This window comes from Paenibacillus sp. OK076, assembly GCF_900110055.1.
Classification (GTDB): Bacteria; Bacillota; Bacilli; order Paenibacillales; family Paenibacillaceae; genus Paenibacillus.
Window position 1 is genome coordinate 1432968 of sequence record NZ_FOCH01000001.1, and the last position, 16203, is coordinate 1449170.

At 46.6% G+C, this 16203-nt stretch carries 13 protein-coding genes; 7 read left to right on the forward strand and 6 right to left on the reverse strand.

The features are described 5' to 3' along the window. Window positions 1–80 precede the first annotated feature (80 nt). From yicI to BMY78_RS06540, 4 genes are all read left to right on the forward strand, one after another. Window positions 81–2399, forward strand: coding sequence for an alpha-xylosidase (gene yicI / locus BMY78_RS06525; protein WP_090895777.1), 2319 nt, complete (start codon window positions 81–83; stop codon window positions 2397–2399). A 260-nt stretch (window positions 2400–2659) separates the two neighbouring features. Next, on the forward strand, window positions 2660–3676 hold the full coding sequence (locus BMY78_RS06530; protein ID WP_090895779.1) for an aminoglycoside phosphotransferase family protein: 1017 nt from the start codon (window positions 2660–2662) through the stop codon (window positions 3674–3676). Between the two features lie 15 nt (window positions 3677–3691). Next, complete coding sequence (locus BMY78_RS06535; protein ID WP_090895781.1) at window positions 3692–6604, forward strand: glycoside hydrolase family 3 C-terminal domain-containing protein; 2913 nt, start codon at window positions 3692–3694, stop codon at window positions 6602–6604. Between the two features lie 177 nt (window positions 6605–6781). Next, entirely contained in the window at window positions 6782–8083 is a 1302-nt protein-coding gene (locus BMY78_RS06540) for a bacillibactin exporter BcbE (protein WP_256221972.1), read from the forward strand. 97 nt (window positions 8084–8180) lie between these two features. Here the strand turns inward: BMY78_RS06540 and BMY78_RS06545 are convergent, their stop codons facing one another. Beyond that, window positions 8181–9503, reverse strand: coding sequence for an MFS transporter (locus BMY78_RS06545; RefSeq protein WP_090895783.1), 1323 nt, complete (start codon window positions 9501–9503; stop codon window positions 8181–8183). A gap of 31 nt (window positions 9504–9534) precedes the next feature. Further along, the gene (locus BMY78_RS06550) at window positions 9535–9963 is read right to left on the reverse strand and encodes a MarR family winged helix-turn-helix transcriptional regulator (protein WP_090895786.1); all 429 of its coding nucleotides are present in this window, start codon (window positions 9961–9963) and stop codon (window positions 9535–9537) included. A gap of 299 nt (window positions 9964–10262) precedes the next feature. Here BMY78_RS06550 and BMY78_RS06555 point away from each other — a divergent pair, with 299 nt between their 5' ends. Continuing rightward, the gene (locus tag BMY78_RS06555; RefSeq protein ID WP_090895789.1) at window positions 10263–10736 is read left to right on the forward strand and encodes an RbsD/FucU family protein; all 474 of its coding nucleotides are present in this window, start codon (window positions 10263–10265) and stop codon (window positions 10734–10736) included. 13 nt (window positions 10737–10749) lie between these two features. On the opposite strand, the gene BMY78_RS06560 is transcribed toward BMY78_RS06555, so the two are convergent. From BMY78_RS06560 to BMY78_RS06575, 4 genes are read right to left on the reverse strand one after another with little or no spacing between them, the layout of a single operon-like run. Next, window positions 10750–11868, reverse strand: coding sequence for a GerAB/ArcD/ProY family transporter (locus BMY78_RS06560; protein WP_090895791.1), 1119 nt, complete (start codon window positions 11866–11868; stop codon window positions 10750–10752). A 14-nt stretch (window positions 11869–11882) separates the two neighbouring features. After that, on the reverse strand, window positions 11883–12089 hold the full coding sequence (locus tag BMY78_RS06565; RefSeq protein ID WP_090895792.1) for a hypothetical protein: 207 nt from the start codon (window positions 12087–12089) through the stop codon (window positions 11883–11885). Window positions 12090–12131: 42 nt separating this feature from the next. After that, complete coding sequence (locus BMY78_RS06570; protein WP_090895795.1) at window positions 12132–13283, reverse strand: Ger(x)C family spore germination protein; 1152 nt, start codon at window positions 13281–13283, stop codon at window positions 12132–12134. Beyond that, on the reverse strand, window positions 13280–14725 hold the full coding sequence (locus BMY78_RS06575) for a spore germination protein (RefSeq protein WP_090895797.1): 1446 nt from the start codon (window positions 14723–14725) through the stop codon (window positions 13280–13282). Before BMY78_RS06575 ends, BMY78_RS06570 begins: the two co-directional genes overlap by 4 nt. A gap of 211 nt (window positions 14726–14936) precedes the next feature. On the opposite strand from BMY78_RS06575, the gene BMY78_RS06580 reads away from it, so the two are divergent. Together BMY78_RS06580 and BMY78_RS06585 are read left to right on the forward strand one after the other, a co-directional pair. Continuing rightward, window positions 14937–15434 carry a GNAT family N-acetyltransferase gene (locus BMY78_RS06580; protein WP_090895798.1) on the forward strand — a complete coding sequence of 166 codons (498 nt, stop codon included), beginning with the start codon at window positions 14937–14939 and terminating at the stop codon, window positions 15432–15434. Window positions 15435–15487: 53 nt separating this feature from the next. Then, window positions 15488–16108: a TraX family protein gene (locus BMY78_RS06585; RefSeq protein WP_256221973.1), complete on the forward strand. Its 621-nt coding sequence runs from the start codon at window positions 15488–15490 to the stop codon at window positions 16106–16108. The last annotated feature ends 95 nt before the right edge of the window (window positions 16109–16203 follow it).

The window sequence follows — 16203 nt, forward strand, 5'->3', positions numbered from 1 at the left end:
ATATATTTGGTCAAAATATGAGAAGAAATTCGTTATTAATGTCAATATTATTATAGTATAACCGAAGGGGGAAAGAAAACATGAAATTTACTGATGGATTCTGGATGACTCGTGAAGGGTACCACATTCAAAACCCGACTGACATTCGTGATATTGTGCAAAAAGAGAATTCTTTGACCGTATATGCGGCAACTAAATATATTCGCACCAAAGGCGACACGTTGAACGGCACATTGCTCAAAGCGACGTACAGCTCACCTATGCCTAATGTTATTCGTGTAACCTTGAATCACCATAAAGGCGGAGTGAAAAAAGGGCCTGTATTTGAGCTTAACACGCAAGATGCGAATGTTGACATCTCAAAAAATGAACAAGGCGCTGTTTTGAAAAGTGGCAATCTGGAAGTTCAAATCGACAAAACGAATGGTTGGGACGTCAGCTTCCTGTATGGAGGAAAACGGATTACAGGTAGCGGTCAAAGAGCGGCTGGTTATATTACAGGTCCGAGCAAGGAAGCGTACTTCCGCGAGCAGCTGGATCTCGGCATTGGTGAATACGTTTATGGACTCGGTGAGCGCTTCACGCCGTTTGTTAAGAATGGCCAAATCGTCGATACTTGGAATGAGGATGGCGGTACAAGCAGTGAGCAGTCCTATAAGAACATTCCTTTCTATTTGTCCAATAAAGGATATGGCGTATTTGTAAACCATCCTGAACGCGTATCGTATGAGATTGCATCGGAGAATGTATCTAAAGTGCAGTTCAGCGTAGAGGGCGAGACGTTGGAATACTTCATTATCGGCGGTGACAATCCAAAGGATGTACTTGATAATTATACGAAATTAACAGGTAAACCAGCGCTTCCACCTGCATGGACGTTTGGTCTGTGGCTGACCACATCATTCACAACAGATTATGATGAAGCAACGGTTAACCATTTCGTAGATGGCATGGCTGAACGTGATCTCCCGCTGTCTGTATTCCATTTTGACTGCTTCTGGATGAAGGAATACCAATGGTCTGATTTTGTATGGGATGAAGCGATGTTCCCGGACCCGGAAGGCATGCTTGCACGTCTGAAAGAAAAAGGACTCAAAATCTGTGCGTGGATTAATCCATACATTGCAGAAAAATCCTACTTGTTCGATGAAGGTATGGAGAACGGTTATCTGGTAAAAACAGCGGATGGCAGCGTATGGCAATGGGATATGTGGCAAGCAGGCATGGCTCTGGTAGATTTCACGAATCCGGATGCTGTGAAATGGTATAAGAGCAAGCTGGAAGTTCTGCTTGATCAAGGTGTCGATTCATTCAAGACAGACTTCGGTGAAAGAATTCCGACAGATGTCGTGTACTTCGATGGCTCTGATCCGGTTAAAATGCACAACTATTATACACAGCTCTATAACAAAGCTGTATTTGAATTGCTCGAAGAGAAGATTGGCAAAAACGGAGCTGCCCTGTTTGCACGCTCTGCAACAGCAGGTGGTCAACAGTTCCCGGTTCACTGGGGTGGAGACTGCTCTTCTACGTATGAATCCATGGCTGAATCACTCCGAGGCGGCCTCTCGCTTGGACTTTCCGGTTTCGGTTTCTGGAGCCATGATATCAGCGGCTTTGAAAGCACAGCAACCCCTGACGTATACAAACGCTGGGTACAATTCGGACTATTATCTTCTCACAGCCGCTTACACGGAAGCACTTCGTATCGTGTGCCTTGGCTGTTTGACGAGGAATCCGTGGACGTGGTTCGTGACTTTACCAAACTCAAAATCAGCCTGATGCCGTACCTTTACAATTCTGCGGTGGAGTCGACTGTCAAAGGTATTCCGATGATGCGTGCGATGCTGCTGGATTTCCCAGATGATCCAACAACATACAGCCTGGACACTCAATACATGTTTGGTGATTCGATCCTGGTAGCTCCAATCTTCAACAAGGAGGGTGATGTTCGTTATTACCTGCCTGAAGGAACATGGACCAACTATCTGACAGGTGCCAAAGTTGAAGGTGGACGCTGGATTAGCGAAAACCATGACTTCAAAACACTGCCAATGATGGTGAAGCCAAACAGCCTGATTGCTGTGGGTGCTGTGGATAGCAAACCGGACTATGACTTTGCGGATCATGTGTCCCTTCACTTGTTCGAACTGGCTGACGGCAACTCCGCTCAAGCGGTGGTTGTGAACCAAAGTGCTGAGCAGGAGCTGCTTGTTAACGTATCCCGTAACGGATCTGTTCTGGAAGTTCGTGCTGAAGGTGCAGGAAAACCATGGAATATCGTGCTGCGTGGCATGGAGAGTGTATCCAGCGTAGAGGGCGGTTCCCAAACGTCTGGTGCACATGGTGTTGTCGTTACGGCAGCAGCAGGTACAGATTCGCTTACAATTCAACTGTAATGTTTATTGGATAAACAGAAGGACGGTGCCGCAAGGTGCCGTCTGTTTGTCTACTGTCGTGCCATTGGAAGATATGGTTATTGAAAAGAAATGGTAGTATCATTTATAGATTGAACTAAACTTTTACATGAGAACGTAGAAGACAGAAATAACCTGAAGAAGTGTAGCGTTCGGAAGGTTGTTCTGTCATTGGAGTGGAAAATGTAAATATCTTTAGTTCAATTTATAAAGCGACAGATAAAGATAGGGGATTATATCAAATGAGTACAACGAATTCAGGTTTACACCGAACCATTACAGCAGAGATGCTGTATAAGTTGGTAGAGAACACTTTTGGAACCGCTACCAATGTGAAGAGTTTTGCACTGCTGCAGGGTGGACTTTTTAATACAACGTATCGAATTCAGCTTGAACATGCGTCGTACGCGGATGTGATATTACGTTTGGCTCCAGAGCGTGTAGAGATGCCGCTCGGCTCTGCTGGCGATCCGTTATTTTCATTTGAACGTACGATGATGTCTGCTGAACCGGTTGTTTATGAATATTATCGTAAAGCAGGCATTCCTGCGCCAAATATTATTGCCTGTGATGACAGCGGATTGATCATTCCGAGAACCTATATGTTTATGGAGTTTATACCTAGTAAGCAGCTAGATCATTCATCGATTTCGGAAGCTGATAAAGAACGATTATATCATCAGCTCGGCGCTTATACGGCTGTAATGCATCAGATTGAGGGTGAATTGTTTGGCTGGCCGCAGGGCGATGGGACGATTAAAGGCTCGGATCATTGGTCCGAGGTGCTGCACGCTTTTGCAGGAGAGACGGCACTCAAAGCGTCACAAGTCGGCTATATGCCAGGTGTGGGAGAAGCAATCGCAGATATGTTCATAACAAATAAGGATTTATTTGATCAGGTGACTGTTCCGGTTCTTGTTCATAACGATCTGTGGGAAGCTAACGTGCTTGTTCATGAGGAGAACGGGCAGCTAAACATAGCCGCCATCATTGATGGGGATCGTTCCATGTTTGCGGACAGGCAGTTTGAGGCTATTTTATCGACAGAATCATCAGCTGGTTTTCATGAAGGCTATGGCCAGTCACAGAATATGACCGATGAGGGTCAGGCACGCCTTTTGGCCTATCGCATACTTTCCTCTTATTTTAACGCATATGTGCATGAACATCAGGTTGATCAGCCAGAGGCAGGGCAGAAGTATCGCGAGCGTACACTGGATCTATTGGAAGAATGGCAGAGACTCAAACTTAACGAATAAGTAGGAGGGTTTAGTATGAAAGAGTATATTCAATATCCGATGTGGGACGCAACATTGCCATTGGAAGAACGATTAAATGACTTGATTGCGCGTCTGACAACGGAGGAGAAAATCCGATTAATTCCTACACGCGAAGCAGCAGTACCCCGACTGGGAATACCCGGCTACAATGTGGGTGGCGAAGCGGCTCACGGGGTTGCCTGGATAGGTGAGGCTACCGTTTTTCCGCAGCCGCTCGGTCTGTCGAGCACCTGGAATACCAAGCTCATGCGCGAAATTGGTTCCGTCATCGGAGATGAAGCCAGAGCATACCACCATCGTGCACCCGAGCGTCACGGCTTGACCTTATGGGCGCCAACCGTTGATCTGGAACGAGATCCGCGTTGGGGCAGAACGGAAGAAGGTTATGGTGAAGATCCCGTACTGACAGGTGAAATGTCAGCTGCTCTTGTGAAGGGCATGCAGGGTAACCACTCTTTCTATCTTAAAATGGTTGCGACGCTTAAGCACTTTTTTGCCAATAATAATGAGAAGGACCGGTTGAATTGTTCATCCAGCATTGATCCGCGTAACTTGCGTGAATATTATTTAAAAGCCTTCGAGACGCCTTTCGTAGAAGGCGGGGCCTTGTCCATGATGACAGCCTACAATTCGATCAACGGTACACCCGCCATTGAAAGCCCATATGTGAATGATGTGGTCAAAGGTGAGTGGGCCATGCCTGGATTTATCGTGTGTGACGGGGGAGATTTATCCCAGACGGTCAATTATCACGGTTATCATGCCACGCATGCGGAATCGGCGGCAGGGGCATTAAAGGCAGGTGTGGACTGTCTGACGGACGAGGTTGACTTAGTCGTATCTGCCTTGGAAGAGGCGCTTGAGCGAAACTTGCTGGAGGTCGAGGATCTTGACCGGGCCATTCGAAATATTTTTGGCGTGCGGATGCGGCTTGGACAACTGGATCAGACGGGACTTAACCCGTATGCTTCGATATCGGAATCTGTATTGTGTGCACCTGAACATGCCAAATTAAGTTATAGAGCAGCAGCGGAGTCTATCGTATTACTCCAAAATGACGGACTGCTTCCTCTCCAATCGGAAAGATTGCAGAAGGTTAGCGTAATCGGTCCCCTCGCGGATGTGGTCTATACCGATTGGTATAGCGGCACACTGCCTTATCGAGTTACCGTTTTGGAAGGACTGCGCAAGAAGCTTGGCGGAGCAGAAGTATCATTTGCCGATGGGAATGATCGCATCAGTCTAAAGACAGCCGATGGCAAGGTAATCACGCTTGGTACGGAAGGAAAACTTGTTGCCGTTCCCGAAGGCAGTGCGGAGGCCGCTGAATTCATCCATCAGGACTGGGGCTGGGGAAGTCACACGCTTCGCAGTGTGAAAAACAATCGCTATGTTTCATTAACCGAACAGGGCATCTATCAGGCGAATGCGCCGGAGATTGGTGGCTGGTTCGTCAAGGAAGTGGTACAGATTGATTCACAAGCGGATGGAGGCAGTATGCTGCGAACGTGGAACGGCTTGCCACTGAGGCTGAATGAACATCAGGGACAACTGGTGTTGTCCCCAACGCCGGAACAAACGGACGAGGACTCGAGTGCATCTGGCAATTCGAATGCCATCAAAGAGACGCTGGAACCTGCTGTGTTCAAGCTGGACGTTATTGCTAACGGCATAGAGCAGGCGAAAAAAGCTGCTCAGAATAGTGACGTTTCTGTCGTTGTTGTTGGTAATAGTCCCTATATTAACGGTAAAGAGGAAATTGATCGCCCAAGTTTGCTGCTTCCGCCTGAGCAGGCCCGAATGGTAAGAGAAGTCTGCCAAGTGAATCCTAATACGGTCGTTGTCATTATTGGCAGTTATCCATTTGCACTGCAAGAGTTAAAAGACGTGGCTCCGGCAATCATATACCTTACACATGCAGGCCAGGAACTGGGGAATGCGGTTGCGGATGTTCTGCTCGGAAATTATGCTCCTGCTGGTAGACTGAACATGACATGGTATGAGGATGAATCGCAGCTTCCAGACATTATGGATTATGACGTTATTCATAACGGTACAACCTATATGTATCATGAAGGTCCAGTCTTGTATCCCTTTGGTCATGGATTGACCTATTCTGATTTTGAGTATAAGGCGATTCGAGTGGAGCGGGCAGAGGGATCTTCTGGAGATGATGTGCTGAAGATTGAAGTGCAGGTTGAGAACAAAGGGGAACGTGCCAGCGATGAAGTGGTGCAGCTGTATGGGCACGCGCAAACTTCACGGGTGAAGCGACCACAACGTCAGTTGATCGGCTTCCGGCGTATCCATCTTGCTTCAGGCGCCGTGGAAACTCTATCTTTCGAAATTCCTGTTCAGAAACTGGCCTTCTGGGATGTCACTCGAGACAAATATTGTCTTGAATCCGCCGCCTGGTCGATCATGGCTGGACGTTCCTCAGCAGATATTCGTCAGACCGTAGAAATTCCCATCGAGGGTGAAACCATTCCTCAACGAGCACTGAACATACCTACGTATGCGGAAAATTACGATGCTTATGCAGGCGTTCTGTTGGATGAGTGTCTGGAAGGTCGTTCAGCCATCCGTGCCATTGTTCCAGGCGAACCGCTGTATCGTGAAGGTCGTTCTTCCTGGATTTCATTCCACGACAATGCTTTCCGGCAAGCTAGTGGGTTTGAGGGTCGGGTGGCAGCCTTCGGAGAAGGTGGGGAATTGGAGATTCGGGCGAAAGGTCCGGAAGGTCCACTGCTTGGCACTTGTGTCGTTCCCGGTTCCGCTGGGACAGTCAACGGGAAGAATCTTCAGTGGAACACAGCTCGCTGTTCCCTGAAGGCAGAGCGTGAGATCAACCAGCTCTGTATTGTTTTCAAGGGCGGTGCAGCCCTCCAGCAATTTGTGTTGAAATAAGTTGATTTGTTGATCTTCATGATGCATGGCAAACAGGCTGTCCTGACACTGGATTTAGTGCGGCAGCCTGTTTGAGTTGTCATCCCAAGTGACCTTTTTTACATAAGCCGTATATTCAACTGCAGAACAACCCACAATAACGTTGTTGTTTTCTGATTCTGTAAAGGTGGTTGAGGTATGAAAGATAAAAAGTGGGACCTCGTCGCACTCGCTTCCATCCCGGTCATTATGACACTGGGCAACTCCATGCTGATCCCCATCCTTCCGCAGATTGAGCGTGAATTGAAAGTGTCCTCATTCAAGGTCAGCATGTTAATTACGGTTTATGCGGTCGTCGCAATCCTGCTCATTCCACTTGCAGGATATCTGTCGGATCGTTTCGGCAGGAAAGCCGTCATTATTCCCAGTCTCATCATTGCAGCCGCAGGAGGCGCGGTAGCAGGAGGAGCGGCCTGGATGCTGAATGGAAATGCGGCATACTGGACCATTCTCGGTGGCAGACTTTTGCAAGGGATTGGAGCGGCAGGGGCTTTTCCGATTGTCATCCCATTGGTTGGCGATATGTTTGATGATGAAAACGAGGTAAGTAAGAGCCTGGGGATTATTGAAACCTCGAATACCTTCGGCAAGGTTCTAAGTCCGATCTTGGGTGCAGCTCTGGCTGTATGGATTTGGTATTTGCCTTTTATGGCTATTCCGGTGCTCTGTGTGCTTTCATTGGTTTTGGTTATTTTCCTGGTGAAAACACCCAAAAGAAAAGAAGAACACCAGAGCTTTCCCGAATTTGTGGCTTCCATCCGCAGTGTGCTGAAAGAAAAGGGCCGCTGGCTGTATGCGATTTTTGCGATCGGCGGTATTTGCATGTTTGTTCTCTTTGGTGTGCTCTTTTATCTGTCGGAGACATTGGAATCGGAGTTCAAATTAAAGGGTGTCATTAAAGGTCTTGTGCTTGCCATACCACTGGCAGCCTTGTGTCTCGCGTCTTTCTTTGCTGGAAAATGGATAGGAAAGAACAAGACACGGATGAAATGGCTAGGGTTCATCGGACTCGCTGTTTTAACTGTATCTCTTGGCGTGATCGGGCTTTTTGACAACATTTATGTAGTTGTGGGTTTGTTCACCCTTGGCGGAGCAGGAATAGGGGCTACACTGCCATGTCTGGATGCTATGGTTACTGAAGGGGTGGACAAGGAACAGCGCGGCACCATCACGGCGTTGTTCAGCAGCATGCGTTTTATCGGCGTGTCCCTAGGTCCTCCTGTTGTGTCATTGCTGATCTCTTCCCACCATTTCCTTCTGTTTGGGATTCTCGCCGCGTCCGGGGCGGTGGGAGGCTTACTCACGTTATTGGCCGTCAAGCCGGATAAAGGAAATCAGCCTACATCAGGCGGTGGTCAAAATCATCGTGAACGTGATTATGATGAAGTGAATCAGTCTAATGGTTATCTGCCAGGGCGTAGAAAGAAAAGTCCACTCTGATAAGAATATAAAAAAACGCGTTTACTCTGAGGGATGTATTTTCCTCCATAGAGTAAACGCGTTTTTACTGAAATTGAATTACAGCAGCGTAGTTGTATCAATTATCTTTTTGTTGAGTAGTTGTGTTATTTTTAGATGCATTTTCAGTGTGCTTATGCTGATCGGAATCCTGTGCGGAGATATGTGTATGACTCAATAGCGGATGCACAGGCACAGCAAAACCTCCATTTCGTTTCCCTTGGATCAGGTATATCAGAAGAAACAGGATCATGAACATAATGGAATAACGGTACATATCAGTATAACTGGTTATTGAAGCAATAGCACCCAGCAGAAGTGCTCCCAGAGCAATTCCCAGATCCAGCGTATTCAGAAACATACCGTTAGCCATACCACGCTGTGAAGGGGACACAATCTGAATCATCCAGGTCTGCATGGAGGACTGTATGGAACCATATCCGATTCCGTATAAAAATGCAGCCACAAACAAGATGGACATCGATGAAGCGTAAGAGAGCGTGATCAGTCCAGCAGCGATGAATATCGCTCCGGGAATCAGTAACGCCTTTGGACCTTTACTGTCATAGATTCGTCCTGCAAATGGTCTGACCAATAGTACAGCCAGAGCATTGAACAAAAAGAACAGCGCTGGGTTAGCCAGGTGGGCTTCCTTTCCGTACAAAACGATGAATCCGACCAGTCCCCCATACGTGATGGACAGCAAACAATTCAGTACACTTGGCAGAATCAGCTTGCGGTTGAAAGGCGTCTTTACTTTGGTGCCTGATATCGCAGCTGTTCCAACTGGTGGGGTCGGTACCGCCTCATCATTGACCCTGCGAGCTTTCTTGCGTGTCAGTGAATAGCTGAGCGGGTAGATGACCGCAATAACACCTGCCGTACATAACATAAGTGTCACGAATCCAGCGCCCTGGAGCACGGTAACCCCAATAATGGGACCCATGGACATGGCCAGACTTGTGGACAGGCCGAAATAGCCCATACCTTCCCCCATCCGTTTCACAGGTACAATATCTGATGCCATAGTCGGGAAAGCCGTGCTGCTCATGCCAAATCCGATACCGAACACCATGCGCAGCAATAACAGGACAGCAATCCCGGCAGCAAAGTAATATCCGAGTGTAGCGAGTAAGGCGACTGTCAGGCCAATATAGATCATGGCATTACGAAGACCCTTCTCCAATGCTTTGGCTGAATAGAGCCGGGCAGCAATGGCGCTAAGGGCAAAAAGACAGGTGAAGAGGCTGACTTCAAAGGCATTGGCGTGAAAACGGTCCTGCACATAAGAAGGCAGTGGGGATACGATCATGTGAAGTTGAAGAAAGAGTAGAAAGTTACATAACATGAGCAGGATAAAATCGGTGGTCCATAATTTGACTTGCGATGCTTGTGATTTCATTTGTTGTTCATTCCCCCTGGTGTAAAATTCGTTACAGGTTGCTGTTCATGAGGGAAAGAGTATGTCTAAATGCTTCCATCTGGTCTTCGGGAATACCTTCAATCAGATTTTTATTCATTTCTCTTTCGAGCGGAACAAGCTGGTCAAGCAATTTTTTTCCTTCTTCGGTCAAGTAGAGCAAGTAGGCTCTGCGATCCTGTTCGCTGGTCCGGCGATCGACCCAGCCTTTCTTTTCCAACAGATCAATAATGCGCGCAGTTGTGGGTTGGTCCTTATAAACGCGAGTGGCGACTTCCTTCTGATTCACGCCTTCGCCTCTACCGATATTGAACAGAACGGAGAATTGCTCTGTCGTAATATCATAGGGTTTGAAACGTATGGCTAGTACAGCCGACGCCTTACGGTGTGTCATGCCCAGCATGAATCCAATGGATTGATCGAGTGAATAGTCGTTCCCCATATAAACCTCTCTTTCTTCCAATAAAATAGTCACAATTCATTTACTTGTTATAACAACTATATGCTAAACAATTAATTTTGTCAAAACGGATTTATGAAAATCTGCGCCAGTTACAAATGCCTTCCATATGTAAATGGTTAGTAAAATAATGTTTCTGCAACATTCAAATATGCAATCGTTGGTAAATACTGATAAAATAGAAGTGCCGTTGTATCGCGGAAATAGGGTTAATATGATGGTGAGGTTAGGAAGACGAATCTGCTCCAGCTGATTCTGGAGCTGACTGAGGAGAGCTGAGTATGCTGAAGAACATTCCTGCAATAATACCTCCGGAACTGTTGAAGATCATGTCTGAAATGGGTCATGGAGACGAGCTGGTCCTGGCTGATGGCAACTTCCCCGCTGCCAGTCATGCGAAGCGGCTGATTCGCTGTGATGCGCTGGGTACCGTGGAGTTACTGGAAGCCATTTTAAGTTTGTATCCACTGGATACGTACGCAGAGCGGCCGGCAGCCGTTATGCAGGTCGTCAAGGGGGATCAGGTGGTGCCGATCATCTGGGAAGACTACCGCAGGCTGATCCTTGAACATGAGGGCATCACGGATGCCTTTGATCATGAAGAGCGTTTTGCTTTTTATGAGAGGGCTTCTCACGCCTATGCCATCATTGCAACCGGTGAACGTGCGCAGTATGCCAATTTGATTTTGAAAAAAGGGGTTATTTTTCCAGATACTGATCCTTACTCACAAGCGAAAAAAGTCGAACTGAATTGAATTGAATACACTGTCAAGGCGACGGGGCAGCAGAAGCCTCGCTCGCCTTTTTGGTCTTCCCAAAACGCAGCCAGTAGACAGCAACATATACTATAGGCATACACTCGATAAGCACGGCATATGTAGCAATGGCATAAGAACGAATGGCTAATTCATAGGAAGCCGCATCTTTTGCATATTGAAGCACATAAGAGGCCGCAGTTCCTGCAAGCAAGTAAACTACCGTTTTTTCCTGCCGGACTCCGGTCAGTTTGGCCAGACAAACCGAGGCTACATATAACAGAAACGAGCTGCGAGTAAACATGGTTGTAGACCAGATGGCAATCAGGAAAGGGTCCAGGTTATCCAGAAAATCGCCGTAGCGAGCAAAACGTATCATCTCCAGCAAAGGGTAGCGAAGACTGCTGGCTTCGTAAGGTCCAAAATTCATTAACGTAAACATCCAGAACACGATAATGAATAATGCAAGCGTAGAGCCTGCGAATAACATGCTTCGTAGCATTGGCCGCCGGAAAGCAATGGCAGGAGCGAGGAACAGGAACATCATCCATTCAGAAAACCAGGGCATGGTTGAAACCGAGCCTGTGAAAATTTCCTTCAGATCATGGTGCGTGATCATGGCAAGAAGTACATCAGGATTCCCTCCGCCCATTACAGCAGGCATAAGAAAAGTAGACGTGAAGATTTGCACGAGGAATATGCCTTCTGATAAATAAACAATGGTAATCAAGCCTGAGCGAGCCGAAAGACTGATGCTTAAAATGGTTATGGTTGCTGTCAGCCATATAGGTGTCTCGGGTAAGTACATGGATTGAAGAAAAACGATGAAATTCTCTACGTCAACGGATATCAAATACAGGCACAGTAACACAATGAGACCAAGGAACATCTTGTGTATGACCTTGCCCACAATTTCTTCACCAAAATCAATCCAGGGCCGATCCGGGTGGATTGCTCCCAATCTGTATGTGGAAAAGAGAAGGATCAGACTGATCGCAAACCCGCCAAGGATGGATATCCACCCTTGATAACCGCTCATTTTGAACAAACGCTGCAAAAGGAAAGCAATGGGTTCGGAATACAGGAAGACAAACATAAAACGGTACGCTTGTCCGGAAGATAATTTGCTCATGGCGTACTCCTTTCTTAGCCAAACAAGCGGTCTGCCCAGCCAAAGAGCAGCCTGATGACATCATTGGGATTAGGCCAGCCCGCTACAGAGACAGCCAACGTATTCCACAGAAGAAATAAGCCCAGCAGAATGAAATAGGCCCTTTTCATTCCCTTTTTGCTGGATTTGATCATGGACCACTCCAATATGTACAGTATGGCAAACAAAACAACAGCGATCATTGGTTTACCTCCTAAAGTGGCCTGACGCTTCCTCTGTCCCTATCAGTAGCTGGATTCCGAACCTACAAACTGGATGTTAATCTGGGCACGCACCTTAAACTGCAATTCGTTTTTGACATAATCATTCCAAACGGGACGCAACTGTTCCCAGATCCGAGGATATGCCCATTCCAGGCGATACCCAAGCATCAGAATATCGGCTTTCTTGCGTTGGCCTGTTCTAATTGCGTTTGTTAGATAGGAACTCACCTTTTCATTGGCCTTTTGCTCGATCTGTTTGACACCCACAATATCTTTTACCTTGAGAATCGGAATTACGGAATTCAGTTCTGCTTGCCCCCGTAAAGTAATATCAAAGAAAGGCTGTCCATTTACAAGTCTAACCTTGATTTTGGAACTCGTATTATAGACCGTCATACTTGCTTTTTCATCCTCGGTTTCCACGGAGACAGCCAAAGTATCCAATTTGCGATTGGCCCAGGCAATGCTCCTTGCTTCATCGGGAGGGATCGAATCAACCATCTTCATCTGTTTGAAAAGAGCACCACCTACCTGACTGGTCCATTGCTTACGTTTATTATCCTCACTTGCCATCGTGGTTCCTCTTGATTCCAGCAAGGGGGCGGCAAAGCCCTGATTCATTTTGTCAGCCATAAGTACACTGAGCATTTGCGTTTTTAGCATGTTTTCTTCTGTTGCAAATTCTCTTAACACATCACTGGGTGTTTCTTCGAAAACGGGAGTCAGATCAGCTACATCTCTGGCTCGGCCCTTCGCAACCATGATGTAACTGCTAAGATGGAACAAAGGTTCACGTGAGATCCATTCCATCGTATCTTGAATTCCCTCTCTGGCGTATGCTTCACCGAATACCACGACCCGTGTATGCCCCCAGGACATTTTTCGTGTGAGGTCCGTTTGGATTTTCTCCATAGCATCAGCGATGGTGGATGCGGTAGCCGAAACGAGAGCATATGGATTTTTCCCGGGTCCTCCCGTTCCTTCCGGAGAGATGCGGTTCGGCAGAGGCATACTTAGTGAAATATCAATTTCACCCGGCTTTTCTCCTTTATCTACATACATGGTCGTAATAAAGGTACGTTCATTTATCTCTACTTTGGACCAGCAGCCGCTGCACAGTAAAATGCACATCAAAACAACACTCAGTTTGCACGTAATCATCAATGTTTTCATGTTTTTTGCCTTTTCTTATTCGCATCTTCGTAAGCTGCTGGTCGCTTCTTCATCAGAAACCAGGGCACACGAACGATCGTATCCTTGATATCACGCAGCACAAGGGGGGCAAAGGGCTGCATGTATGGCACGCCAAATGAACGCAGATTAACCATATACCAATAGATCAGATAGATCGAAATTACGATGCCGAACAGACCCAGCGTTCCACCCATAAATAGCACCGGAAAACGAAGCAGCCGGAAAGCCAGTCCGAGTTCGAAGTGCGGGATGATAAAGGCGGCAATACCTGTGATGGATACGACAATAACGAGTGGTGCGGAGACAATTCCTGCCTGTACGGCCGCCTGACCAATAACAATCCCGCCAATAATGGAAACCGTTTGCCCCAGCGGCTTCGGAATACGAATCCCCGCTTCACGCAAACCTTCAAAGGTCACTTCCATAATGAGCGCTTCAATGAGGGCGGGAAAGGGAATGTTCTCCCTAGCAGAAGCGATCGTAATCAGCAGGTTGGTCGGAATGATTTCCGGGTGAAATGTGGTAACAGCCACATAAAAGGATGGCAGCAGGAAGGCTATAAAGGCAAACAGCAGACGAATAATTCTGATAAAGGAGGCAGAATAAAATCGTTGATAATAGTCTTCCGAAGACTGCATTAATGAGAAAAAGGTTACGGGAATGAGCAGGGAAAACGGTGTTCCGTCCTGCATGACCCCGATCCGCCCTTCAACCAGTGCAGCAGCAACCGTATCGGGACGTTCGGTATATTGATATTGCGGAAAAGGAGAGAGGGGATGGTCCTCCAGAAATTCAGACAGATAACTTACGCCCAAACTGCTGTCCATATCAATATTACCAAGGCTTTCCAATACATTTTCCAAAATGTCTGGCTTGCATAACCCTTGGATATAGACAACGAATACCTCGGTTTTGGTATATTTTCCAACGGTGAACTTGATCATTTTGAAATCGGGATGCTTAATCTTGTGCCGAAGCAGTGACATATTTACATGAACATCTTCGATGAAGGCTTCCTGAGGACCAACAATTACAACTTCGTTGGTTGATTCCGCTACGGAACGCCTTTGATAATTTTGGAGAGCGAAATGGATCATGCCCGAAATACCCTCGATATATAAGGCTGCATTACCTGACACAATATCATCCACTATGGATTCTGCTGAATTCGAGTGGTGGCTGTTAAGGGTGAAAAAGGAACCGGTCACGATACGAGTAATGAATTGATGATCTATTTCATTTCGGGAGGCTTCCTCAAGCAAAGGCTTAATAATGGCTTCCCGCATAGTAGGGGTGTCCACTATGGACTGAATATAAATGAGTTCACAGCGATAAGGTCCGACCTGAAATGGCTGATAGATCATGTCGGCAACACCCAACAAGAGCGCTTTAACCTGTTCATAGATATTGTCCTTTTCCATTTCAGTTTCGCCTCCCTATGCTGTAATGCTGAGCCTGTAATCTGACTATAGTGTGCGACGCTTCCAATGAAATATACTTTTAAGTTTGGATTATCGAAATATATTACAAACTTTGATGCAGATGATGAATGGGGAGATCGTCAGTTCTGCCTTAAAATAAGAGGGTGGAATGAAGCGGGTAGAGACATATTACATAAGGAGATGAGGGAAGATGGCGTATCGGATCAGACGTGCTGAGCTTAGCGATGTTAACGGAGTGGCGCGGTTATTCAATGAATATAGGATGTTTTACGATCAGCTTACAGATCTAAACGGAGCGAGAGCATATATCAGAGAACGTATGGAACGCAGTGAATCTGTTATTTTGATTGCAGAATCGGAAGTGGATGCAGAAAAAGCAGGTGATTGCAGCTTGACGGATAAGCCTTTATCGGCTGAGTTTGGTGGATTTGTACAGCTGTATCCCAGCTTTAGCTCAGTGTCCATGAGGCCAATTTGGGTACTTAATGATCTGTACGTGCATGCGGATCATCGGCAGCGAGGAATTGCACGTAAGCTGCTGCAAGCTGCACGACTATTGGGGAAAGAGAGTGGAGCTGTGCGCATAGCGCTCTCTACGGCAATAAGCAACAAGAAGGCTCAGGTATTATATGAGTCGGAAGGCTATACGCTGGACACCAAGTTCATGTATTATGAACTTCAGATATAAGAAAGACTTGGAGAACCCCAAAGTTCAGGATAAGCAGGAGGGATTAGCACAAAATGATGCAATGGATAGCCATGATCACGATGTTGATCGATCATATCGGAGCCATCTTTTACCCCCAAGTGGGGGAGCTACGAATCATTGGCCGGATTGCTTTTCCAATCTATGCTTTTGCCGTGTATATCGGTTATAAACATACTCGCAACGTACAAAAATACATATGGCGGTTATTCTGGATAGCAGTGATCTCTCAATTACCTTTTATGGCGGCTTTTAATCATTTTTCGCTGAATGTGGTATGGACATTATGGTCTGCCCTGCTCGTATTGCTTGTGCTCGATAAACTTCCGGTCCGTTTGCTGGGAATTCCAATTGTGATCGTGGCTGGTGTGGTCATGGAGATGACCCATATGGATTATGGTATGTATGGATTACTGCTTGTATTGCTGTTCCGTTACTTCCAGGGTCCTGTACTGGTAATGGCTCATTTGCTCTTAAATGTTTTATACATTTATCTGCACAGCAGCTCTATTCAGATGTACAGCGTAATTGCTACCGCAGGCATTGCCATTGCCCAGTATTATAACGCAGGGTTCCGTCTGAAAGGTCCGCGTTGGATTTGGCGTTATTTTTATCCTGCACATTTGGCTGTCATTGCCTTGATCCGCTGGATTTAAAAAGTCTTCCTGAAGGAAAAAAGCCACCTTATCCGTCATCACTGACGTTGAGGTGGCTTTCTTTGTATGCATCAATGGATGCACAATATGCATTT

Excerpts from the sequence above, each read along its gene's own strand:
- BMY78_RS06550 (WP_090895786.1), bottom strand. The coding sequence starts at position 9,963 with ATGGGGAACGACTATTCACTCGATCAATCCATTGGATTCATGCTGGGC.
- BMY78_RS06580 (WP_090895798.1), top strand. The coding sequence starts at position 14,937 with ATGGCGTATCGGATCAGACGTGCTGAGCTTAGCGATGTTAACGGAGTG.
- BMY78_RS06540 (WP_256221972.1), top strand. The coding sequence starts at position 6,782 with ATGAAAGATAAAAAGTGGGACCTCGTCGCACTCGCTTCCATCCCGGTC.
- BMY78_RS06565 (WP_090895792.1), bottom strand. The coding sequence starts at position 12,089 with ATGATCGCTGTTGTTTTGTTTGCCATACTGTACATATTGGAGTGGTCC.
- BMY78_RS06535 (WP_090895781.1), top strand. The coding sequence starts at position 3,692 with ATGAAAGAGTATATTCAATATCCGATGTGGGACGCAACATTGCCATTG.
- BMY78_RS06570 (WP_090895795.1), bottom strand. The coding sequence starts at position 13,283 with ATGAAAACATTGATGATTACGTGCAAACTGAGTGTTGTTTTGATGTGC.
- yicI (WP_090895777.1), top strand. The coding sequence starts at position 81 with ATGAAATTTACTGATGGATTCTGGATGACTCGTGAAGGGTACCACATT.
- BMY78_RS06530 (WP_090895779.1), top strand. The coding sequence starts at position 2,660 with ATGAGTACAACGAATTCAGGTTTACACCGAACCATTACAGCAGAGATG.
- BMY78_RS06555 (WP_090895789.1), top strand. The coding sequence starts at position 10,263 with ATGCTGAAGAACATTCCTGCAATAATACCTCCGGAACTGTTGAAGATC.
- BMY78_RS06545 (WP_090895783.1), bottom strand. The coding sequence starts at position 9,503 with ATGAAATCACAAGCATCGCAAGTCAAATTATGGACCACCGATTTTATC.
- BMY78_RS06585 (WP_256221973.1), top strand. The coding sequence starts at position 15,488 with ATGATGCAATGGATAGCCATGATCACGATGTTGATCGATCATATCGGA.
- BMY78_RS06560 (WP_090895791.1), bottom strand. The coding sequence starts at position 11,868 with ATGAGCAAATTATCTTCCGGACAAGCGTACCGTTTTATGTTTGTCTTC.
- BMY78_RS06575 (WP_090895797.1), bottom strand. The coding sequence starts at position 14,725 with ATGGAAAAGGACAATATCTATGAACAGGTTAAAGCGCTCTTGTTGGGT.